This window comes from Planococcus sp. BI3, from assembly GCF_056680115.1.
The window spans coordinates 742,926-765,687 of the sequence record NZ_CM155266.1; the positions used below are offsets into that span (position 1 = coordinate 742,926).

General features: G+C 39.9%; 27 protein-coding genes and 1 pseudogene. 5 read left to right on the plus strand and 23 right to left on the minus strand.

The annotated features are described in order from the left end of the window. Window positions 1-125: 125 nt before the first annotated feature. The 6 genes from AC1MEO_RS03720 to AC1MEO_RS03745 form a co-directional block, all read right to left on the minus strand. Window positions 126-560 (minus strand): Hsp20/alpha crystallin family protein, encoded by a 435-nt coding sequence (locus AC1MEO_RS03720; protein ID WP_480334418.1) that lies wholly within the window; start codon window positions 558-560, stop codon window positions 126-128. Between the two features lie 675 nt (window positions 561-1,235). Beyond that, window positions 1,236-2,186 carry a thioredoxin-disulfide reductase gene (trxB, locus tag AC1MEO_RS03725; RefSeq protein WP_480334420.1) on the minus strand — a complete coding sequence of 317 codons (951 nt, stop codon included), beginning with the start codon at window positions 2,184-2,186 and terminating at the stop codon, window positions 1,236-1,238. A gap of 233 nt (window positions 2,187-2,419) precedes the next feature. Beyond that, entirely contained in the window at window positions 2,420-2,734 is a 315-nt protein-coding gene (locus AC1MEO_RS03730; RefSeq protein ID WP_480334422.1) for a cupin domain-containing protein, read from the minus strand. 259 nt (window positions 2,735-2,993) lie between these two features. Then, window positions 2,994-4,043, minus strand: coding sequence for a 2,3-butanediol dehydrogenase (locus AC1MEO_RS03735; protein ID WP_480334424.1), 1,050 nt, complete (start codon window positions 4,041-4,043; stop codon window positions 2,994-2,996). A 108-nt stretch (window positions 4,044-4,151) separates the two neighbouring features. Beyond that, window positions 4,152-4,655 (minus strand): Dps family protein, encoded by a 504-nt coding sequence (locus AC1MEO_RS03740; RefSeq protein ID WP_480334426.1) that lies wholly within the window; start codon window positions 4,653-4,655, stop codon window positions 4,152-4,154. A gap of 358 nt (window positions 4,656-5,013) precedes the next feature. Next, window positions 5,014-5,340, minus strand: a complete 327-nt coding sequence (locus AC1MEO_RS03745) for a S26 family signal peptidase (RefSeq protein WP_480334428.1) — start codon at window positions 5,338-5,340, stop codon at window positions 5,014-5,016. Window positions 5,341-5,555: 215 nt separating this feature from the next. Here AC1MEO_RS03745 and AC1MEO_RS03750 point away from each other — a divergent pair, with 215 nt between their 5' ends. Then, window positions 5,556-6,140 carry a PepSY domain-containing protein gene (locus AC1MEO_RS03750; protein ID WP_480334429.1) on the plus strand — a complete coding sequence of 195 codons (585 nt, stop codon included), beginning with the start codon at window positions 5,556-5,558 and terminating at the stop codon, window positions 6,138-6,140. A gap of 372 nt (window positions 6,141-6,512) precedes the next feature. Here the strand turns inward: AC1MEO_RS03750 and AC1MEO_RS03755 are convergent, their stop codons facing one another. Both AC1MEO_RS03755 and AC1MEO_RS03760 read right to left on the minus strand, forming a co-directional pair. Continuing rightward, the gene (locus AC1MEO_RS03755; protein ID WP_480334430.1) at window positions 6,513-8,069 is read right to left on the minus strand and encodes an AMP-binding protein; all 1,557 of its coding nucleotides are present in this window, start codon (window positions 8,067-8,069) and stop codon (window positions 6,513-6,515) included. Continuing rightward, entirely contained in the window at window positions 8,062-8,922 is an 861-nt protein-coding gene (locus AC1MEO_RS03760; RefSeq protein WP_480334432.1) for an SDR family NAD(P)-dependent oxidoreductase, read from the minus strand. The genes AC1MEO_RS03755 and AC1MEO_RS03760 overlap by 8 nt, the downstream gene beginning before the upstream one ends. A 365-nt stretch (window positions 8,923-9,287) precedes the next feature. Between AC1MEO_RS03760 and AC1MEO_RS03765 the strand changes: the two genes are divergently transcribed. From AC1MEO_RS03765 to AC1MEO_RS03775, 3 genes are all read left to right on the plus strand, one after another. Continuing rightward, complete coding sequence (locus AC1MEO_RS03765) at window positions 9,288-9,656, plus strand: type II toxin-antitoxin system RelE/ParE family toxin (protein WP_480334433.1); 369 nt, start codon at window positions 9,288-9,290, stop codon at window positions 9,654-9,656. After that, on the plus strand, window positions 9,653-9,979 hold the full coding sequence (locus AC1MEO_RS03770; protein WP_211655506.1) for a helix-turn-helix domain-containing protein: 327 nt from the start codon (window positions 9,653-9,655) through the stop codon (window positions 9,977-9,979). Before AC1MEO_RS03765 ends, AC1MEO_RS03770 begins: the two co-directional genes overlap by 4 nt. 210 nt (window positions 9,980-10,189) lie before the next feature. Continuing rightward, a complete protein-coding gene (locus AC1MEO_RS03775; protein WP_480334434.1) occupies window positions 10,190-10,534 on the plus strand; it encodes a hypothetical protein in 345 nt (114 codons plus the stop codon). Window positions 10,535-11,200: 666 nt separating this feature from the next. Here AC1MEO_RS03775 and lepB read toward each other — a convergent pair. From lepB to AC1MEO_RS03815, 8 genes are all read right to left on the minus strand, one after another. Further along, a complete protein-coding gene (gene lepB / locus AC1MEO_RS03780) occupies window positions 11,201-11,959 on the minus strand; it encodes a signal peptidase I (protein WP_480334435.1) in 759 nt (252 codons plus the stop codon). Continuing rightward, window positions 11,940-12,443 (minus strand): RNA polymerase sigma factor, encoded by a 504-nt coding sequence (locus tag AC1MEO_RS03785; RefSeq protein ID WP_480334436.1) that lies wholly within the window; start codon window positions 12,441-12,443, stop codon window positions 11,940-11,942. Before AC1MEO_RS03785 ends, lepB begins: the two co-directional genes overlap by 20 nt. Window positions 12,444-12,712: 269 nt before the next feature. Beyond that, window positions 12,713-12,784: a 30S ribosomal protein S9 gene (gene rpsI, locus AC1MEO_RS03790; RefSeq protein WP_157756165.1), complete on the minus strand. Its 72-nt coding sequence runs from the start codon at window positions 12,782-12,784 to the stop codon at window positions 12,713-12,715. A gap of 35 nt (window positions 12,785-12,819) precedes the next feature. Then, entirely contained in the window at window positions 12,820-14,151 is a 1,332-nt protein-coding gene (locus tag AC1MEO_RS03795; RefSeq protein WP_480334437.1) for an NtaA/DmoA family FMN-dependent monooxygenase, read from the minus strand. A gap of 123 nt (window positions 14,152-14,274) precedes the next feature. After that, window positions 14,275-15,618 (minus strand): NtaA/DmoA family FMN-dependent monooxygenase, encoded by a 1,344-nt coding sequence (locus AC1MEO_RS03800; protein WP_480334439.1) that lies wholly within the window; start codon window positions 15,616-15,618, stop codon window positions 14,275-14,277. A gap of 112 nt (window positions 15,619-15,730) precedes the next feature. Beyond that, entirely contained in the window at window positions 15,731-16,066 is a 336-nt protein-coding gene (locus tag AC1MEO_RS03805) for a ribosomal-processing cysteine protease Prp (protein WP_480334440.1), read from the minus strand. A gap of 26 nt (window positions 16,067-16,092) precedes the next feature. After that, entirely contained in the window at window positions 16,093-16,314 is a 222-nt protein-coding gene (locus tag AC1MEO_RS03810) for a hypothetical protein (RefSeq protein WP_480334442.1), read from the minus strand. A gap of 86 nt (window positions 16,315-16,400) precedes the next feature. Next, window positions 16,401-16,826, minus strand: a complete 426-nt coding sequence (locus tag AC1MEO_RS03815) for a MarR family winged helix-turn-helix transcriptional regulator (RefSeq protein WP_480334443.1) — start codon at window positions 16,824-16,826, stop codon at window positions 16,401-16,403. 328 nt (window positions 16,827-17,154) lie between these two features. On the opposite strand from AC1MEO_RS03815, the gene AC1MEO_RS03820 reads away from it, so the two are divergent. Next, the gene (locus tag AC1MEO_RS03820; RefSeq protein WP_480334444.1) at window positions 17,155-17,733 is read left to right on the plus strand and encodes a TetR/AcrR family transcriptional regulator; all 579 of its coding nucleotides are present in this window, start codon (window positions 17,155-17,157) and stop codon (window positions 17,731-17,733) included. Between the two features lie 326 nt (window positions 17,734-18,059). On the opposite strand, the gene AC1MEO_RS03825 is transcribed toward AC1MEO_RS03820, so the two are convergent. The 7 genes and pseudogenes from AC1MEO_RS03825 to AC1MEO_RS03855 form a co-directional block, all read right to left on the minus strand. Continuing rightward, on the minus strand, window positions 18,060-18,491 hold the full coding sequence (locus AC1MEO_RS03825) for a hypothetical protein (RefSeq protein WP_480334445.1): 432 nt from the start codon (window positions 18,489-18,491) through the stop codon (window positions 18,060-18,062). Window positions 18,492-18,718: 227 nt separating this feature from the next. Further along, on the minus strand, window positions 18,719-19,126 hold the full coding sequence (locus AC1MEO_RS03830) for a DUF4279 domain-containing protein (RefSeq protein WP_480336013.1): 408 nt from the start codon (window positions 19,124-19,126) through the stop codon (window positions 18,719-18,721). A gap of 182 nt (window positions 19,127-19,308) precedes the next feature. Beyond that, window positions 19,309-19,971, minus strand: a complete 663-nt coding sequence (locus AC1MEO_RS03835; RefSeq protein WP_480334447.1) for a hypothetical protein — start codon at window positions 19,969-19,971, stop codon at window positions 19,309-19,311. Between the two features lie 188 nt (window positions 19,972-20,159). Continuing rightward, window positions 20,160-20,915 (minus strand): annotated as a pseudogene (locus tag AC1MEO_RS03840) (DUF7003 family protein). Between the two features lie 77 nt (window positions 20,916-20,992). Further along, a complete protein-coding gene (locus AC1MEO_RS03845; RefSeq protein WP_480334449.1) occupies window positions 20,993-21,445 on the minus strand; it encodes a hypothetical protein in 453 nt (150 codons plus the stop codon). Between the two features lie 93 nt (window positions 21,446-21,538). Next, the gene (locus tag AC1MEO_RS03850) at window positions 21,539-21,919 is read right to left on the minus strand and encodes a hypothetical protein (RefSeq protein ID WP_480334451.1); all 381 of its coding nucleotides are present in this window, start codon (window positions 21,917-21,919) and stop codon (window positions 21,539-21,541) included. Between the two features lie 130 nt (window positions 21,920-22,049). Then, entirely contained in the window at window positions 22,050-22,535 is a 486-nt protein-coding gene (locus tag AC1MEO_RS03855; RefSeq protein WP_480334453.1) for a hypothetical protein, read from the minus strand. Between the last annotated feature and the right edge of the window lie 227 nt (window positions 22,536-22,762).

A 22,762-nucleotide genomic window follows, 5' to 3' on the forward strand; every position in this document is an offset into this window, starting at 1 on the left:
TCGCCATTGCCTAGCCGACGCGTAAAAGCCGGATTCGAAAACCTTGGGAGTTTCCGAATCCGGCTTTATTTAATCAAATATCATATCGAATCTGTTTGATTTTATATAAACTGTGCACCTGAGATTTATTCTATTTGAATCTGCGTGCCATTTTTCTTCTCTTCTTCTTCATCCGGCTTCGGAACCTGCAACTGCAGCATGCCATCCTTGAACGATCCGTGAATCTTGCTTTCATCGATATCGCCTACATAGAAGCTTCGTTTAAATGAGCCATAAGATCGCTCTTTTCGGATATAATGGCCATTGTCTTCCTTCGTCTCCTTGTTCTCCTCGTGGGTACCTTGCAATTCGAGATAGCCGTCGCGGTATTCGACTTTGACATCTTCCTTGGAGAAACCGGGCACATCCATTTTCAACTCGTAGCCATCATCTACTTCCTTAATGTCTACTTTCGGGTAATGGGATTCTTTGAAGAAACGGTCTAATAAATCAGTTTCAAATCCGCTTTCAAACAAGCTTGGGGTAAAGTCCTCACGTTTACTAGGAAACAATTTTCTCATTAGATAATCTCCTCTTTTCTTGAATTTTTATAATGGTACCGGATTGCAATGGCATCGATTCATGACCACCTATTTTTTTATTTAACCCTTCTCACGGGCCTCCTATTAAATTAGGTGGTATTACGAGGGAATAAAATATGTTTTCATAAAATTCAGTTATCACAAAAAAGTATAACGCAAAACAAATAAATGTCAACACTTCTTCTTCTCCCCAAATAATCGAGAGTTTAAAATATCTTCTGGAAAAGCATGAACCAAAAGGAAGAGCTTTCCATGTTGAATCAAGTTTCCATACCTAATAGCTATACTACCTTTAGATGCTTTGTCGTCGTTGATTATGATCCGGAACATTTTACTTGTTTGAATCAACATTCTCAAAACATTGTATTCTTACTAACTGAACCTATATTTGTGTGATTGCCCTTCTGAACAGTGATAAGAGTGTCGATTATAATGATCTCTCAAAAGAAGATAGAATTATTGAGTCGAGTGCTTCAATCAGCCAGACATTGATCAGCGGTCAAGGATTATCCATTCTTTATATCTTCACTGTACAATACTGCTGTTTTTTCCGGATTAAATCTCTCAGTTTTAACTATTTACCGCCAAAAGGGACGCACAAGAATGGACTTCTTGTGCGTCTCTGCAAACCTTACAATTAGAACTAACCAAAGCTCAGGGCAGGGTCTGGCTCCAGTCCATGATTTCCTGGCCTTCCAAGTGGCGTTCCGCGTCCAATGCCGCCATACAGCCTGTGCCTGCAGCGGTGATTGCCTGACGATATTTTTTGTCCTGCACGTCCCCGCAGGCCATCACACCAGGTATATTCGTTTCTGTAGTACCAGGCTTCACTTTGATATAGCCGATTTCATCCGTTTCAATTTGCCCCTTAAGAAATGAAGTGTTTGGCAAATGACCGATTGCTACGAAAATCCCGTCTGCTTTAACCACTTCTTCTTCTCCCGTCGCATTGTTTTTCACCTTCAATCCTCCGACTTTTCCGTCAGCTGTTATGACCTCTAGAGGCGTTTTGTTGAGCGCCCATGAAATTTTTTCGTTTTCCCGCGCTCGATCCTGCATAATTTTCGAGGCGCGAAGTTCACTCCGGCGATGGACAACGACTACTTCAGAGGCGAATTTCGTCAGAAAACTTGCTTCTTCCATGGCTGAATCCCCTCCGCCCACAACGACTATTTTTTTATTGCGGAAGAAAAATCCATCGCAGGTTGCACATGTGCTGACGCCTCTCCCTATGTTTTCCTGTTCTCCAGGAATCCCCAGCATTTTGGCTGTCGCTCCTGTAGAAATAATAAGTGCATGAGTTTCGATATTCCCCTTTCCTTGAACAGACAGCTGATAAGGTTTTTCACTCAGATCAACATCCGTAACCCAGCCTCTTTTAAAGCGGGCTCCAAATTGTTCCGCTTGTTTTCTCATATGGTCCATCAACTCGGGTCCCATGATGCCCCCGGGAAATCCAGGGAAGTTTTCTACTTCCGTCGTTAACATCAATTGTCCTCCAGGTTCCGCGCCTTCAATAACCAGTGGCTTCATGTTCGCTCTTGCCAGATAAACAGCGGCTGTCAACCCAGCCGGTCCTGTTCCTAGAATCACTACTTCTTCCATAGTAAAACCTCCTGCCCTTTGTTAGTTCGATGCATTCTTCCTACAGTAATTCCCCATCCTTTTTAGAGATAAACAATAGCAGCAGGCATCCTGAATTATGTGGATGCTCATTTTAGAACACCCTTATTTCCAGCACTATCGGGTCTCATGCAAATAAAAGAAAAACATAAAAAAAAAGCCCAGCCGATGAGGTATCGGCTCGGGCTTTCCCGTTATTCATCTTTATTCATAATTTATTCGTCTGCATGCACCACATAGACAGTCATCGAAGTGGTGCCGTTATTTTCTATGCTGATTTTTTGCTGTGGGTTGCAGTGAATGATATCTCCTGGTTGGACAGCAGAATCGACATCATCCAGGTAACAGGTGCCTTCTCCTTCGACTACAAACACATACGCATTCTTTTGTGGATGGCCATGTTTAGGCATTACTTGCCCTGGCAGAAAGTTGAAGACAATTACTTTGCTTTTAGCTTCTTCTATAACTATTTGCTTCGACATTTTTTTCTCGTCATATGTTTGAAGATCTGCTAATTTTTTAATGGTCATGATATTTGCTCCATTCTATTTTGCTATTTTCTTAGTGCTCATCGGGACAAAATTAGGCTGATCATGGATATTCAGTGATCTTTCTGCATTTCTCTTTTTTGTTTCCTTCTTACTGTTCCATCATACAAGTTCTTTGCTTAAATAAACTTGATCTGCGTCAAGAAAGCAATCGTTATGGGCAGCTGAATCCATCTATCCTCAGACTGGAGATAGCCCGGAGCGTGAGTTCTTATTGGGTTACCATTTGAATACGTACTGCTTACTTTTCACCGCTTAATTCCACAAGGATTTTCACCTGTGTTTTATCTTTTGTCAACGCCTCAAACCCTTTTCCCACTATGTCATCCAAGTGGATTTGAGAAGTGACGATGCTTTGCGGATTCAACTGGCCCGTCCCCATCAAATCTACCGTCTGTTGGAAGGAAGTCGGTGTATAGGCGATCGAAGACGTGATTTTAACGCCTGTATTGGTCAATTGAAGGGGATTCCATTCAATGGGTCTCGCGAAAATCGACACAATCACCATCGTTCCGCGTGCTTTTGTCGACGCGATCGCTTGGGTAAATGTGGGCGCGACACCCGCAACTTCAAACGATACATCCACTCCGTCTGGAACAATGGCGCGAATGGCTTCTACCGGATCTTCGTTTCCAGAGTTGACTACATGGGTTGCCCCTAATTCTTTGGCTTTTTCAAGACGTGTTTCCGATAGATCCAACACGATGATTTTGCTTGCGCCTGCAGCTTTTGCGGCAATTACGGTCACCAATCCAATCGGTCCAGCACCGAATATGGCGGCCGTATCCCCAAATTGAAGTCCGCCTTCTTTGATTGCCTGGACAGCCACGGCAGTTGGTTCAACGAGCGCGCCTTCTTGCAAACTTAATGTTTCTGGAAGAAGGTAAACATTCGATTCGGGTGCATTGGCAAACGTCGTGAAGCCCCCGTCTCCGTGAAGACCAATAAAGCTGAAACCATCGTATTGATCAATATCTTCCGGTTTGTTGCCAAATGTCAAAGTTGGATTAATCGCAACGCGATCTCCTACTTTAAACTTGGTTACTTGTGATCCTACTTTTTCAATCACGCCCGCAAACTCGTGTCCCATGATAAGAGGTGCTACTTGACCTGTTAGTTGGTCTTCTTTTTCAGTCGGGACAAATACCGGCCCTTCTTGGTATTCGTGCAAGTCACTGCCGCAAATGCCAGCCCATGCGACACGCACCGTTACTTCATTGTCTTTTAATGCTTTTAACTCTCTTTCTTCGATGCGGATATCTTTTTCTCCATACCATACTGCTGCTTTCATACTAAAATTCCTCCTGAGTTGTGAATTCTTTAATCTTGAATGCTGTTGATAATATAGGAAGCGGTGTTCTATGCGTCAAAGCATCTATTTCTCCAAATAATTTATTTCTTATTCGTCGTCGTCTTCTCCTTCCAGGGCATCATGTCCCAGATAAGCTTGCAACATCCAGACATTTTTATTAAGGCTGGCTTTGTAACCGGTCAGCATGTCCGCGGTGACATCGTCTTCTTCTTTCGCAGCAAGATGAATCGCTTTGGCTGTGACATCCCGGATCACCCGGTAATCGTCCACTAGTATGCCAACCATGTCTTCAGAAGAAAGGCGCGCTTCATAAGGTTCCTCACTGATAAAGGCATGTTCCAAATATTCCGCTAGAGTTGAATACGGTTTCTCGCCCATAGCAATCAGGCGCTCACCAAAAGCATCGTAATATTCGTTTGCTTCGTTAGAGAGTTCATTGAATTTCCCGTGCAATGTAAAAAATTCCGGACCTTGTAAATACCAATGGAATTGGTGAAGTTTTACGAATAGTACATTTTGATTGGCGATTAAATGATTGACCATAAAAGCCGCGGTGGCCGGATGGTGTTCATGGGTGGTAGTTTCAGACATGACAGAATTCCTCCTAGTAGTGTTCGGGTGCTGGTTTTACATACCACTTTGCCCCTTATTGATTTTCAGTTTTTCTTGCGCCTCCCTTTTCTTTAGCTAATTTTTCTCTACCCATTCATCATAAATCGTTTCGAATAAAGATAACTTGATCTTCGTCAAGAATTGAAAATAAATGGACGAATTCTTACCTACTGGAAAAATGGACTAATCTTACGGAAAATATCGATTAAAGTAGCAGAAAATAAAAAAACAGGAGCGGGAAGAAAATTCTCCCCGCTCCTGTTTTGATTCAGCAAAATGCATACCTGAATAGTCATCTCTTCTTATTCATGGCAATGGGTTGTTTCTCGATCAATGTCTATTCTCCGTATCCCAACACGTTTCCTTGCAACTGTTCAGAAGGGATAGGCGCGTATTCTCTGCTATTCCTTCCTCTCCACCACATATCGACTAAGACAAAGACGGTCCTTTCACCCACGGAAACAGGCTCCATCGATGTATTAAAATATGCTTCCATCTCTTCTGTCTCAACATTTTCGGCATCCACTCTTTCAAAATACTCGTCTTTTGTTAGGCCAAGACTAGTTGCCACCCCATAAAAAGTGTTGAGTTTTTTGCCGTCCTCATACACTTGTCCCTCTTGTATTTCCACTGTTTCCCCTGGTAATCCAATGAGGCGTCCCAACTGGTCTTCTCCTTGAACTTGATAATAAAGGATATCCCCGCGTTCCAGGAAGAAAGTGTCGCAGAAAATACGACAAGCAATACTTTCTCCCTAAGCCATTTAAAAATATAGGCTATTCTGTGCTTATTTCTTTCTATTGATTGGACGAAGGTTGCAAACGACTGCATACCCCTAGGTGTGTTACTATAGAATCTTAAACAGGAGGAGAAAAGACAATGATAACAAAATTAAAAATAGGCATGATCGGTGGGAGTGCAATGCTCCTATTAGCAGCGTGCGGCGGCCAAGAAGAACCCGCAAATGATTCAGCAAGTTCAACAATGGAATCAACTGATTCTAATGCTGAAACAGCCAACTTTGAAGGAGAAAGTTTTTCAGTAACGTATGAGCAAGCGATTGCCGCTTTCCAGGAAGCTTATCCTGCGGCAGCTATTTCTTCCGTTGATTTTGACAAGGATTTCGGAGAATATTCATTTGAAATTAATGGTTTTGATGATACTCAAGAAATTGAATGGGAAATCAATGCTGAAAACGGAGAAGAAACAAAAAATAACACCGAAAAGAAAGATGCAGACCATGATGACCGAGAGTTAATGGTTGATGATTTGATGACCAGTGAAGAACTGATTGCAGCATCGGTGGACGAAGCACCAAATGCGGTACTCGTTTCGTGGAATTTAGAAGCAGATGATGATACAAATATGCCATTGTTTACAGGCGAATTCAAAGAAGGAAACAAAGAAGTCGATGTGCACTTAAATGCTGAGACTGGTGAATTTCTATCTATCGAAAACGACTGACCTCTTCAAACTGACTACTCTTTACTCTGGGGTTGTCAGTTTTTTTGATTCCCAATTGTTTGTTTTACGCTGACAACCCTATTTTCGTTAAGATCGGTTCAGCTTATCGCATTAAAAAAGTGGCTCAAGAAACAAAAAGAACTCAGTGTAGCAAAATTTAACTGTTGTACAAAATGTTTCGCAAAAGTAGACACAATTTTTTAGCGTGTCTGCCATTTGGGGTTCAGCTCAATTGAGCATCTTATTTTTCTTTTCTTTAATTAATATCTGCCGATAGTCCCTCATATGGTAACCTATCAATTGAAGTTCCAAGTTTGTAGTTTTATAAAACAGCATTTCGTATGTGACATTTAATTTTTATAAATCCCACTCTTAAACTCCCCAGCCATCGTTGCTTGTAATTGTTTGAACTTGTTTTCTGTCCAGCTTTCCAACGGGTGAATAAGGCAGCTCCTCAACAAAAGTGATTTCACGTGGGATTTGAAATTCTGCCACTCGTGTGCGTAACCAGCTTAAAAGTGCTTCTTCAGTCATTTTTTCATCTTCATACAGCTGGACGAATGCTTTCAGAATTTGACCAGCGTAGACATCCTCAACTCCGATTACAGCGACGTCTTCTACACTCGGATGGTTGGTCATAGCAACTTCAATTTCCAGCGGATAGATATTGTTGCCCGCTGAAATGATCAAGTCGTCTGTTCGCCCGCACAGGAAATAATAGCCGTTCTCGTCTCGGTATCCGATATCGCCTGTTTGAATCCAGCGGCTTGGGCTGTTCTTCATCGACCACCTATTCCGAATACAAAATTGGCCGATGCTGCCTGGTCCAACTTCTTTTCCTTCCTCTACCACCTGCAATTGGCCTCCGGCGATCACTTTTCCGAGGGTGTTGGCATGATAGTTTAAATCTTCAGGTGCAGCAATGATATTCAAACCTGCTTCCGAAGTTCCGTACAAGTTGTATAAGACATCCCCCAGAAGCTGGCTCACTTCCTTCACCAATACCGGATTGAGTTTCGCACCTCCAGCTGCAATGCATGCTAGGGAACCGAGGGCTTCTTTATCGTGCTTCAACATTTTGTGAATCATCAGCGGAACCACCGTGACCACTTCTACTTGATGCTGCCGAATGAGGGCGCAGGCTCCTTTCGCAACAAAGCTCTCCTGAATGACCACTTTCTTTCCCAAAGCAAGAAATGATAACAGCACGGCGATGCCATAGCCATGGTAAATCGGCGTCGCAATATAGGCGGTGCTGTATTTTGGTAGCTGCAGGCGGTTTAGTAAAGCAGCAAAAGGATCAAGGAAATTAAAGAGGGATGGCCGGTGAATCACTTGTTTTGGCTTTCCAGTGGTCCCCCCGGTCAACAACACGATCTTTCCGCTGGAAGAGGGTGCCAGTTTTTGTTTTCTATGTAGAGACACATCTGGCAAAGTGCTGATTGCTTCATTTTTTTCATGATAACTGCTGATTTTCGGATTCCGATAAGGAGACCTTTCAATCAAACCACTGAACTCATTGTCATAAACCAAAAAATCGAAGTCATGCTCTTCCACTAACCGGTTAAACTGCAATTGGCTCATGGAACTATTGAGCAGGTATAAATCTGCCCCCAGGCGTGAAGCAGCAAAAATACCCTGCACTAACGACGCGTGGTTTTTACATAAAAACGCCACTTTCTGCCCTTTCCCAATCCCATACCGATCTTTCAGAAAATGAACGAGATTTTCACACCGTTTCTGCAGCTCCTGATAACTAAGTGTTTCACGGCTATCCACCAAAGCGGTTTTCTCGTCTCCCCTTTTTTCCGTTAACGTAAATAAAAGCATGAGATTGATGCCGTTTTGATGAATTGCGAATCCCAGACGGCCTAACTTTGACAGTGAAAGAAAATCGAGAAGCGACAATATTTTCAGCAAATTAAACATTGTCCCTTTCACGCTCCTTTTTCTTTATTAATTTGGGGATGATAAACGACAATGGCGCTCTGAAAATGACCGAAGCCCCTTGCCCGAAAATCAGCCACCAGGGTTTATAGACTTTTCTTTTCGTATACAAAGCGTGTCCGATAATTTCAGCAACATGGACAGGCGACATGGCCGATGAAGTCTGATAAGCAATAGTCGGTTCTATCATCGGTGTTTTCACCAGCGGCAGATAAATTGAGGTCGTGGAAATGTTTTTGATTTTCAGTTCCGGCTCTGCCGAGCGCAACCACGTATCAAAAGCAGTTTTCGACGCCTGGTAGGCAGCCCAGTAAGGTATAGGAAGCAGCAAAGCATTGATGGTGGAGACATTAATGATATGCCCGTTCTTTTTCTCAAGCACCGGAATGAGCGACAGCAATAACTGTACCGGAGCAAAGTAATTAAGCGCCATGGTACGCGTAAAGTCATGGTAGCGGTCCAACGACTGGGCAATTGGACGATTAATGGAGATTCCGGCATTGCTCACGACGACATCCAAACCATCCGATAATTGATGAAGAAATGCCAGCAATCTCTTTAATTCCTCTTCATTTCGCAAATCTACAGGGAATACCGTTACACTGGCTGAAGCCTTTTCGATTTCCACTTTCATGACGTTCATGCGTTCTTCTCTGCGGGCCACCAGAATCAGATGTGCAGCAGTGTTCGCCAATAGATAGGCGAGCTCTTTTCCGATCCCTGAACTCGCTCCGGTTATCAAGACGGTCTTTCCATCCACTTCTTTTTTCAGCTTCTCGAAATTGAAGGATGAAGAGAAAAATAAGGCACTCTCCAATAAAGTATAGTTATGCATTTAGCCAGCACCTTTTTATAAAATTTTTTATGATTATCAAGAATTTTCCGACTCTTCTTTTTATAAATTTTACCATTTAAATTCATTATTGGAATAGGTTCAAGGTGTGAAGTAGAATTAATTTTTAGGGCTGGATTGCCATTTAAGCAATTTTAAAAAGCAGAAGTTTACAGATAGAAAGGGAGAAAAGTTAAGCTTCAATTGCCTTTTGAATGTATCATTTTTCTAACAAATTTACTTTCTCTTCTAGCTCTCTGAATTTCGTGGGAATAGAGATTTTGAATGTAACTTACTTAGCAATATGTTACATTCACATCCTGTTTAGCATGCTCGATATTTTATTACTTATATGTTATATTTGGTGTATGGAAAAGTCGAAATGGACAGTCAATGCATATAAAAAAGACAATGGTGAAGAACCGGCTGCCGAGTTTTTAAACTCGCTTCCGCCAAAGGAAAGAGCCAAGGTATTGCGCACCATTCAATTACTGGGAGAGTTAGATCCGACACTGCGGATGCCACACCGAAGGCCAATCGATCAGGACATCTATGAACTTCGGACGGTTTTAGGCAACAATATCTTTCGCGCGTTCCATTTCCATTACGAAAATGGCGAATTCATCTTGTTAAATGGTTTCCGAAAGAAAACCGGGAAAACACCGCAGGGTGAAATCGATCGTGCCAAACGCTATCGAGACGATTATTTACGACAAAAAGGGAGGGATTCGATATGAGTTTTTTGGAAAGCTACGTAGCAGAAAACCTAAAAGATCCAGAGTTTGCTAAGGAATGGGCGGACAGTGAACTGGAATACACACTCGCTCGCAACATCATTCGCCAACGAAATCGGCTTGGACTTACGCAAAGCGAAGTCGCTTTGCGTATGCACACCAAGCAAAACGTGGTATCTCGCATTGAAAATGGAAGTCAGAATGTGACCCTGAAAAGCTTGAAATCGCTAGCTGCAGCCCTTCAGACGGATGTTCCTTCCCTGATGCAAGAATATGACGAGAAGCAAGACGAGAAAAAAACCAGTTCCGATCTCGTGAAAAGTTAACAATCGCGCATGGAATAACCCCCGATTGGCCAGATGGCTGATCGGGGGTTATCTTTGAGTTTGAATGTAACTTATTTGCTAATAAGTTATATTAGTTTTATTAAGTGAGAACTTATCATTTTTCCAATTAATGTAACTATAAAGTGTTTTTCTCGTCTAAATAAAAAGTGAGGTATTCATTGTTTTATAAAGAAAAGGAGAGACGATATATTGAAAAAAACTTGGTTTTTTATATTAATTTTATTATTGAGTGGATGCCAAGAACAAGAAGAAAATACTGAAACTTTAGAACAGTCAACTCATGAGGTGTCTGGGACTATAACGGATATAAATCAAGATAAAATTCTTTTGGAACTATCACAAGAGCTACAAGAAAATGAGAAAGTAATATGGGTTAATGTTAACGATGAAACCAGTATTCAAAATCTTCAAGACACTAAACTAAATCGAGATAGTTTGCGTGCGCAAGATGAGGTGAGAGTAATTTTAGGAGATACGTGTACAGATTCTATACCAAGAATTTGTTATGCAAAAGAACTATTTATAAATAAATAAAACTGAGGTTTGATAGCACTTTGAATGTAACTTAACTGCTCTTAAGCTACATTCAGATTCGCTAAATATAAAAGGTTTATGATACCCCTGCTTCGGAAGAATTGGAGGAGAATTTATCATATATACTTAAAATAATTCCACATGCTAATACCGTCGTCAAAAACGAACTTACGTACAAAAAAGGCGAAGATGCATAGCCGAAAGCAATTTCGCTTGGCAGATTTTCTACATTTGCCCAGGCTTCTTCCCAATCTGGTTTATAATTCAGTATTTTTATGTATCCTACTGCAAAAGCAGTAGTGAAATATATACCATGGATAGCAATTGCTCCTATTAAAGCTTTTGAAAAAATTCTGATCCCAATTCACTTCTTCTCTTCTAGTTTTTAGTATATCAATGCATCCCTGATTCGTATATGAAATGTAGATTCCACCTTAACCAAGCATAATGAGACAATACTCTTTTATATTTCATGGATTCTTCTGGTTCAAAGCGTTCGTAAAAATACACCTTGACGGAAAAAAAAGAAGAGCTGCTGTGATAGCGGCTCTTAAAGCTAGTGTTCCAGTTCACCTTAGTGAAGATGTGACTTTATATTTCTTTCCCCCCTGTCCGAATGATGAAAAGTGAGTTGATTTAAGCGCTAAAAAGCAGCTTCTTCAATATTCATTCTTCATATCCCAACACTTTTCCCTGAAGCTGTTCAATGGGGATGGGACCGTACTCTCTGCTGTCCCTCCCTCTCCACCACATATCCACCAAGACAAAGACGGCATCTTCACCAACTGTGACAGGTTCCATCGACGTAGCGAAATAGTCTTCCATCTCTATTATGTTGACGTTCTCTGCATCCACTCTTTCAAAATATGCGTCTTTCGTGAGGCCGAGGCTAGTTGCAACCCCATAAAAAGTGTTGAGTTTCTTTCCGTTTACATAAACTTGTCCTTCTTGTATCTCCACTGTTTCCCCAGACAACCCGATAAGACGTCCCAACTGATTTTCTCCCTGGTGTTGGTAATAGAGGATATCACCGCGTTCCAAAGGCTCAACGTCTTCTGAAACAAGCAACTTGCCATGGACAGACGTATCTAACTCATGATTTCCCCTATCCATTGAATCGGATAACCACTCCACGGTGAAGGTCCGTTCCGTTCTTGGAACACTGGACAAAGTCGCTGAAGTTTGCCCATCTATGATTTCTCCGGTACTCATGTTCGTCACTATATTCGGACCATCGAAAACCAGGAGATACGTGAGCGTCAGGACAAAAACCGCCAAAATGCTTCCGATGATTTTAGGCGCAAGCGAGTTCTTTCGTTTTCGCGGTGCATTTAAAACAGCGCGCCGCATTTTTTCCTTCGATTCGTTAGTCAGCGAAAAAGCGTCGGACAGTCTTTTGAAGTCCTCATCTTGTCGATTTTTCATAGCTTACCCCTCCTTGCTTCTTGATGGAATTCGTTAATGATACCAAGGCCCGGGAGAGCTGCATTTTCACTTTGCTTTCGCTCCATCCGAGGACAGCAGCAGTTTCTTTGACAGACAGCAATTGGATTTTTCTTAAAATAATCACTTTTTGATGACTCAACTTCAAACGGACAATCGCCTGATGCAATTCCTTCAGATCATCTTGTTCCAGGAAAGTCTCTTCTGCGCTTTTTCTGTTGATAGGTAAATCGAAAAGGGCAGAAACCGGATGCTTTTTGCGAAAATGGTTCATTGTCGTTGTATAAGCGATCCGGTAAAGCCAGGTTTTGACTGCGGAATCTCCTGTGAATTTGGTGGAATGGACAAAAACCTTGATAAATGTTTCCTGCGTCAGATCTTCTGCAGTCGCTTTATCCTTCACCATAAATAAGATGTATTTATAGATTTCCTCAGCATAATCTTCGAACCAGGACTCCGTTTCCATAGAATCACCATCCTCTCATCTAATTAGACACACAAAAGCAGTAATCCGTCACAACTTTTCCTAACTTTAGTATTAAATAAAAGAAGCAAAGACACCGCTGTTAATGAAAGAAAAGTGTTCGCAAAATACACTTAAACAAACAAAAGAAGGAAAGAAGTTAGATTGATCCCTTCTTTCCTTCTGATAAATTTTGATATGTAAACTAAAATGCCGACAAGTTTTCGGAAGCTTTTATGAATAGAATTTATAGTTCTGAAAACTAGTTTCTATTAACGTTTTGAGAACCGTGGTGATTTACGTGCTTTCTTAAGACCTGGTTTTTTACGCTCATAAAGAAGCACAGGCCATTATCAGCCTGTGCTCGATATTACTTCTATTAAGATAATCGTTTATCTACGCCATATTGATAGGGCACACCAAGATTTTCTCTTAATGTCTCTCCATCATAATCTTCATGGAATATACCACGTTCCTGTAAGATAGGGACCACTTCTTCTACAAAACGTTTTAAGTCGGTTTCATAAGCATCTGGTAGTATCCAAAAGCCATCTGCTGCGCCACTTTCAAACATTTCAGTTAGGTAATCCGCAGTTTCTTTTGCATCACCTAATGTTGCAGGATGGTAATCAATCACAGAATGATAAATGATATCGCGTAATGTCCAACCTTCACGCGCCACCTTTAAAACATTCTCAGCACGAGGATCAGAGTAACGGTCGATTTTTACCTTGTCTAAAAGTTCTGGTGCGATCGGGCGTTCTAAATCTTCAGGAGTTAAGCTGATTCCTAATACCATTCCGATATGAAATGCACGTTGTTGTACTGTATTTTCATCCATGAAACTTGCGTGACGATCTATTGCTTCACGTTTAGAATTTGCAACAACCGGCATGAGTCCTGCGATAAATTTAATCTCATCTGGATGTCGACCCGCGTCTATCGCAGCCTGGCGTAGTGCATTTCTTGTAGCAATACCTTGTTCTATCGTCCACACTTCACCAATCATTGCACTCGCATAGCGTCCTGCAAACGCAATACTATTTGGAGATCCACCCGAGTGAAAGATGACCGGTTGTCCTTGTGGTGAAGGTGGAAGTGGCAAGGCTCCAATTGCCTGTATATGTTTACCAGATATATGAACAGGTTTTACTTGGCTATAATCCGCAAATACACCGGTTTCTTTATCAGCTTTTAGAGCATCTTTTCCCCATGTTGCCCATAAGTGCTGTACAGTTTCTACGAACTCATAATGACTTTCATAACGTGATCTACTATCCATTAGTTTTACACCAAAGTTTTCTGCTGCCTTTGGACTTGATCCCGTAACAGCATTCCAAGCAATACGTCCACCACTCATTACATCTATCCCTTTAAGTTGACGAGCTAAAGTAAAAGGATTATTCCACTGAGTATGTACAGTTGACGCCACACCAATGTGTTTTGTTTGTTGTAATATTGCAGTGGCAGTAATGATAGGTTCAAGCGTCATCGATGGCACCTCCCTGTTATCATCGGGTATTGCTCCAGGGAAATCACCTACAAATATAAATTGAAATTTACCTTTTTCAGCAAGTTGAGCATAGCGAATATCTGCATTAATATCTGGATAAGTAGTCGCATTGACACCCTCACTTTTCCAAGCTTTAGCATTTGCACCGAATGCCCCTGTAAATCCTAAACCAAGCAACATTTGTTTTTTTTCAGACACAACTAAATCCCCCTAATTTATTTTCATATCGTATCTCCTTGCTAATATGACTCAAAAATAAATAGACAATAACGAGTCAAACGTTCTATAACTATCTACAATCTTTAATCTTATATTTTTTAATCATTTAATCTGATCTGATTCATTTAAAATACGTGGGTCAACGCCTAGCTGATAATCTAGATTCATATTTTCTCGGAGGGTGTTACCCATGTAGTTTTCTGGACGCAAGCCACGTTCTTGTAAAACAGGAATTACTTGATTTACAAAGTCGGATAAAGCATCACTAAGTCGATCAGGAACTATAACAAAACTATCGGCTGCGCCTGCTTCAAACCATTCTTGTAAATAATCTGCTACATCTTCAGCAGTCCCCACCACACCAGGCGTATTATCTAGAACACCGTGAGCAATAATATCTAGCGGTGAATAACCCTCTTTAGCGAGTCGAATCGCTTGAGTTGATTTATTAACGTGGGGATTCTGTTGTAGCGCGCGGAGTTGAATAGACTTTAATGGTTCGTCTACAGCTGATTCAGAAAGTGGGATACCTAAGAGCATTGAGAGATGTCTCAATCGTTCTGGCAAATCTTCTGGATTTTCCATTGCGCGTCTCCGGTCTAGTGCCTCGCGGCGCGTCTTTCCTAGTCCAAATGTGAAAAAGGTCATAAATTTAATTTCATCCGCATTTCTTCCCGCATCTTGCGTTGCTGAACGAAAAATTCCTCGTAAACGAACAGACTCTTCAATAGTATTTGGCATTCCAATGATTGCATCGGCATACATACCAGCTGGCTGAATTCCTGAATTACTAGCTGCTGGCATTACCAAAATCGGTTGCCCTTGTGGTGAAGGAGGTGCCTGCAAAGGACCACGAGCCCCTACATATTTCCCTTGTAAATTAATTGGCTGGATATGCTCATTATTTAAGAACACGCCAGTCTCCTGATTAGGCTCACCTGCTTCTTTCTTCCAACTTCCCCATAATGCTTGTGTAATCTGAACCACCTCATGAAGACGTTCATATTTATCTCTACTATTAGGTACACTTTGGCCATAATTGGCAAATGCATCCGGTTCAAAACTAGGAACGACTTGCCATCCCACTCTCCCTTTGCTGATTAGATCTAATGCACGAAGCTGTCGAGCTATCGTGTAAGGTTCATTAAAGGAAGTAGATAATGTTGGAATCAATCCGATATGTTTTGTGTGAGCAGCAATTGCCGATAATTGGACAATAGAATCGATCGGAAAATTAACAATACCGGTAAAACCAAGATGTAAAAAAACTCTGTCCGGCATAAAAATATAGTCAAGCCCCCCATTTTCAGCAATTTTTGCATATTTAATTTGTTCATCAATATTAATGTAAGTTAATGGATCTGTTTCCTCAGAACGCCATGCATTTGGATGACTTCCATAGAAATCTGACATAGCAACTCCGATAGTCATGTGTTTTGTTTTCATAATAATCTCCCTTCAAATATCGCAATCATATTAATTCTCTAACATATCGCTAAATAACGATATGTTAGAGAAGTGAAAAACAACATGTCTTCCTCCTGTAAAATCAAGAAAATCATTTTATAGTTTCTTTAATAGTTAAAAATTCACCGTAAGATTCTTCGATCGATTTTAACATGACGACCATTGATTCCAACAAAAGCTGTACCTGCTCAAAAGTTTTTGGCTCAATTCGTTCAGGGATGTCTATTTTCAAAAAGCCTTCATATATTGTGTGATCTGGCACAATTTCCAACAATGCTTCTATTGAGTTAACCGTTCCAAAAGTGACAGCCGATACCCCTGCACAGACAATGTCTTTGCCATGTCCATCATAATTCGCATGTCCCTTAGAAACGTAAGAGATGATTTCCCCATTAGAAACACTTCTAATAATTTCAACCTTGACCAATTTGCTGTCTCCCCTTTAAAAGATGCTTATCCAATATTGCCTTTCAGTACGTACCAGCGGTCGCCGTTATTGTGAAGGTTTCCCCTTTTTTTTAGCGTCCTTAATTGTTTATAAATCGAAGCTTGCGAATTTGTTACTTCTCTTCCTTTGAGATCGCTTGTTTTTGAATCCAAACAAGAAACCACTTTCTTTGCGCTTATGCCTGGCTGTTCTTTTATACAAGTGAGAATAATATCCTCCACTTCCACCGTTTGCACCTCTTCTCTTGTTAATCGCGGTGTCAAAATGACAGAAAAGAATCGAATATTTAGCCTGCTAATCATTTTGAAAAAAATTATTTCAAATTTTTCTCCATCCGCAGCATTAATTCTCTCAAAATCAAGCGTTCTTCCTTAGAGATATCATGCAGTAATTTGTTTTGTTGCTGCTTCCACTTAAAATCAACCAATTCCTCTATTTTTTTGCCCTTATCGGTCAGATAAATGCGCATCACTCGGGCATCCTGCGCATCCTTCTTACGGTAAATGAACCCATTTTGCTCCAGCGATTTCACCATATTTGTGATTGTAGGCGGTTCACATTTCAGATGTTCAGATAGTTGCATCTGTGTGATTCCATCGCTCGACCATAAACGGGCGAGCAAATTATCCTGACCTACATAAAGATTCAGTTCCCTGAGGCTTTTACTATAATCCCGGCGCATCCTGGATGAAATTTTATCTAATAACTGGCGAATATCACAATCAACTTTGTTGTCCATCGATAAGCCTCCGCTGGTTAAATAGTATTTAGCGTGTTAATCATATCCCGATGATATATGGCTGTTACCCAGTTGATTCTAAGGGAACCCTATTGATTGTTCAATCATCAATAACACTTGATTGTTGTCTAAACTACATTTCAATGATTTTGTCGGTTAAGTAATCATCTGTGTGCTGTCCATCAACTCAACTTCTTTAGTTTAAGCTACATATGTTGTATAGTTAATCTTACGAAAGGTTGACCCGCGATTATTGATAAGGGGAAGTTTTATTAGACATGTTCCCATTTTCTTTATAGGGTACGTTAGGAAGAGAGGAGAAGTGAGGATGGAGACCAAAATTGATCCACGAGTTTTACGAACGCGAAAACTCCTAATGGATGCCTTTATGAATATCACGCTTAAAAAAGACTTTAAAGATATAACCATCAAGGATATAACCGATGAAGCGACGGTAAACCGTGCCACTTTTTATGCGCATTTTGAGGATAAGTACGATTTAATGGAGAGTTGCATTTCTGAAAACATTTTGAAGGAAATCGGAAAAGTTCTTTTGGATTACGACACCATCAATCAAGAAACAATCAGCAACATTTTCATGATTCTCATCAAGTTTCGGAAAGAGTTGGAAAAAGATTTGCCTTCCCACTGCAGACGAAGCATTAACTTATTCAGTTCTGTTTATGAATCAAAAATAAAAATGGTGTTAGAGAATAAGTTAAAATCGATTCTAGAGAAACAAAATCCCCTTCTGGATTCAAATGCCATTACCGTCGGCGCGACTATAATAAGCGCCAGTATATATGGAGCAACATTAGACTGGAAACAGAACAGTTCTTTGCCAGCTGAACAGTATATTCAACTTGCTACTCCATTTATTTTCCAAAATAGTTTCGTCGCAAATTGAGTTTAATATTGATACTCCACCCATTGTTAAACCGTTCGATTATCTCTAGCGGCAGTTTATATATCCAAATTTTCTGTATCTAAATAAATTCCGTCCACGAAAACAATAAACTAGGGGCATTTCTTCAATGAAGAAATGCCCCTAGTTTTGTCCTTTTATAAAAAAGCTAATAACTGTATGAATTTACAGACAAAAATAGAGAGGATAATCTTCAGTTAGCGTTTTCCTTCTTTAGTGTTATGAACTTCCGATAACCTGATGATATGTAAACTAAACTAATAGGTAAAACTTCGAAAAACTGCGCCGTTTGAAAGTTTAAAGCGATGTTATTCGTCAGCTGTTAATACTATTTTTTCTGACTTACCGTTCCAGATAATTTCTAATTCTAGTTCTTCATCAACTTGTACAGGAATGCAATTTCCACAAGATCCTTGTGCAAAACCTCCGACTCCACCATAAATTGGTGTACCAGTTCCCTCAGAACTGTTTAAACCAGTTTCAGTTGCAAGTTTGTAATCTATCATTTCTGGAGCTTCATCCTCACCGATAAATTTAACTGTCCCATTTTCATCTACTTGATTTTCACCTTGCCCTTTATTAATAACATCTACTTCATAAGATACTTCCCAATTTTCGTTGTTGCCTGTGAAAATATAATTGTCTTCGTTAGTGACACTTTCCGAAGAAATATTCTCCTCTTCGCTTGTACAACCACTAAAAATAACTGCCATAATAAAAAATGAAATTACCTTTTTCACATTCCTCCTCCTCCTTTTGATATTGTAAATATGTACATCACAATTCTGACTCTAAACCTTATAGAATAGTTTTTTGAGTGTATCATTCTTTCTAGCAAGTCCACTTTCGCTTAGTTTTCTCGTGAAGTCAATAGAATGTGGATTCTGAATGTAACTTACTTGTAGATAAGTTACATTCAGATCCAATAAAAATATTCTACAGATGTTTCATGAAATTCAAGTTTTAGCTACATTACGTATAAATCGAAATGTATTTCAGCACCGATTGTACTTGCATAATCAATGATTTCCTTTTCGAGGCACATAGCAGGTGTTTGGTTATTTTCAATTTCTATGACGATTATAAAAATAGATGTTAGTTCATATTTCTTTTTTAGTCTGATTATGTCTTTTTGTTTTCCTTCAAGAAAATTCAACAGTGACTTCAACTGGTCATTGATGTCGTATGAATCTTGATATCCTGTACTCAACGTCCAATCGGTTTCTACTCTTTTCCTTACTTCTGGTGAAAACGTAGTAGCTCTGTTTTTTTCAATAATATCGCCTTTAGTATAAGTTTCAGTCGGTTCAATGGTCAGTACTTCGGTAATTTCTTCAAGTGGAAAATGGTCACCTACTAAGCAGAAGTAAGCCATCACTTTGGTAACATCCAAACTAGTCCCTCCTTTTGGTCAAATAAAACAAAGCTCACTTTCATTGAATCTGAATGTAACTTAATTAGACTTAAATTACATTCAAATTGAGTAGAAATTTTCTTGAATTCCCTATCGGCTGTTCATCCGAATACAGACCCATCCCAGGCTGGAGACTCGCTGCGCTATTCCTGTTGCAGCAATTCCTCAAAATCGTTATAACTAGATTCCGTGATGAAAACGCGGGTGAGCATTTCATTTACATAGCGGTCAATATCCAGCCAATCGAGCTCTTCGTCGTCATCTTCTGTTTTGTAGATAAGCTGCACTTGAGCCAGACCTTTTCTGATCAACTCTTTCCCAAGCCCCCTCTGCCCATTCGCTACATAATATTGCCCTAATTCCAGGTAGTTCTTAACAAAATAAGGATAGGCCTCGATCGATTTTTTTAAGAAGGCCTCATATTGGACGCTATCTCTCCGTTCATAGTAGCTGGCAAGGAGAAGGGAAATCATGGAAGCAATTTCCGGATCTGCTTTGTTTAGCGCACCCTTTGCTTGTTCAACCAACACATGATCCAACTCTCCCCTATGCAAGCGAGAAAAAAGCAAAATCAAAACGAAATAAATCGCCTGGTCGTTGTGATGCGTCAGCGCCTCTTTGGTATACTCAGCTGCCTGTTCATAATCCTCAATGGGAGCTAAGGTTTCCAGGATAATCAATCGATTCCACTCTTCTAGATCGTCGGGGTTTTTGTGTACATAATCGATCAATAAAGCTTCCGCTTTCTCTAATTTCCGATTGGAAACCAGCTCGGTTATTTGTCTCTTTAATTCGCCGTCCTTCATGTTCTCACCCCATATCCCTTTATTTGTTGGCTAACCCCTCGTTTCCACCTATGTCGCCCCTTATTCTCCGTCTTTTCCTGCACCTTAAAACTAGGATTCTGAATGTAACTTACTTAGACTTATGTTACATTCAGATTCAATAAAAAAGACTCTTCAAACTGATATTAGGAAATCAAGTTAAAAGAGAATTAGTACTCCCAATCAGCTTGATTTTCAAAATCGTAATCCACCCAATTTTTCCAGTGAGTATTTACTTTCCCTAACTCAATAACCGATTTGTCTTTTTTCTCCATTGCCTCAGCTAGACTTTTGAAGAACAGGCTTTTGCTTGGTTTTTCTTCTTCGACTTCTGTGTGTTCCCAGTTATCTGTCCGGTAGAATAGTTTCCAATTTTGCGGTAAATTCAATGTTTCTTTTAACTCTTCCTCTTTGCACCATAGCATTTCTCTTGTCTCAGTCACTTCAGCAAGCATGCGCATAAAGTAAGTAGGATAGGAATCGGTATCTTTTACTACCATCCCCTTCGCTTTATAGCTGTCATCCGTATAGTTAAAGGAGTACTCATTCCTTTGAATTAGCACCTTGTCCTGAAATAAATCTATTTGAAACGCTCCTTGATCATCGAATATGTCTTAATCAGCAGTTAAAGCAATTACTTCATCATCCGCGATAAACAAGAAGGTGTCAGGAAGTACGTTGCTGTACAAGTAGATCCACATAGATGGGGCAGATTCTGAAACTCCTACGGTTTGAATGGAAATAATCCAATCATCTTCCTCATTCAAGTAAACCTCTAAACGAGCCTGAGATAAATCAAAATTCGCATTTTCTAAGATGGGGAAATCGTAATTCTTATAATGTTTATCTAGAATTTTTAACACTTGTTTCTTCATCGATCCGACCTCATTTTTTAAAAAATAAGTTTTGCAAAGCCTCTTTTCCATACTTCTTCAAAGCTTAATAAAATAGTTTTTTGAATGTAACTTAATTGCTTATAAGTTACATTCGGAATTCACATTACTTACAGATTTTCTTCATTGCTAATTACGCCATATCGTTGCTCTTTGCCCATCCATTGGCTAACATCTCGCCAGTGGAGCTCTTTAGCGGAAATCCAGCTTACAGGAGGGTGATTAATTTGCCATTCTTCATCCTCTGCCCAATAGAATTGTCCTTCTTCTAGTACTAGTTTTGCTCCATAGATGATTGAGTCCTGGTCTTCTGAACGTGGTTGTATATGAAAGTGAGTGACCCCTTTAAAGAGCAATTCGATGGCCGAGGGACCTCGGACTTGTCTTTGGAATAAAATACGGACGCATGTATCTAGATTGACCGACATACTCATGGAGAGGTCTTCATCAACGAAAGTCTCCGTCGACATATAAAGTTCTTTCAAACAGCTGTCGTGAAATCCTCCGAAGAGATCCATGAAATTTCCAATGTCTGTAGAGCTATTAATCTTATTCCAATTCACTACATCCCATCCTTTTTAGCAGCATGATTAATTACCGTGTTAATACTCATTTTCTAATGTTTTGAATGTAACTTAATTCACATTAAGTTACATTCAATCTTCACTTCTAACTATCTCAATCGACTTACAGGTGAGCTGACAACCCATCATGGGAATAACCATTTCAACTTCATAAAGATGGACACCGTTCACAACAACATCTTTAATCGAGATGTCGTGAAAATAGAAATCCATGTCATTTGGTGATTGTGGAATATCTCCTTGTGCCCCTTCCAACCAGGTATTGAAGGTGGCTGAAAAACATTCTTTAAACAGAACTGTATATTCTCTTTCTTTTATCTCTTCATCCGTTGAATCCCTATATTTCATTGTCACTAAATGATTGCTGTTATTAAAATCTAATTCTTTTAATTCTGTATCAATGTAGTTCGTAGTCATTAATCTCTTTTCAATATCTTGTCCACTTAATCGCACTATTTATACCTCCATTTCTAAACCTCAGATGGAAAATCCCTTGAAACTGTAATTTGAATGTAACCTTACTGCACTTTTATTACATTCGATCCTTCAAAGCATTGGCTATCTTTGCATTGATACTTCTACTTCATTGATCAAGATAAGGAGATTGAAAATTTTCCACATACAAACCTTCGATTCTTTTTAATTCTTCTACAATCTCATTTGTAAGGCTTTCTCCCACAAAATACATGTAGTAATCATAGCCAAAATGTACTTCAAATTGATTTTTGGCAACCAGTTTCCCCCAAACCCTTTCTCGGAGAATCATCTTGACCAGTTCCTTAACCAATCTTCGTGGAATAGTCTTCCCTTCTGCTAAATCTAAGTCTGTTTCATTATTGTGATTTTCCAAAGATACAATCTTCAGATTAGTGGCGCCGGTGTTTTGCAGGAGCACTTCCACAGCTTTTATATATTTTTCTTCGGCGGCCAGGTATTGGTCTATTGTAAAAACTTGGTTTTCATATGAATCGCCGACATCAGAGATGCTGGTCCATTCATCCACTAAGGTATAATGCCCCTTTGCGTCTCTATTTCTTGGGTTGTACTTTGTCACTCGTATGGATTTCATTTTTGGCCTACCTCCTAATATAATTAGTACTCTTTTTCATATAACAAGCTGGCATTGAGAAAAGCTTTGCCTGTACACCCGTTAACGTGTAAAAACTTTTAGTTTTTCTTTTTATTTTAGATTATCGCATGATTAAGATACTTTTTGGTAAATTTTCAAATTTATTCAATCACTGTTAAAACCGTTCGCAAAAGTACACTTTTACGAACACCTTGAAAAGGGCTGAA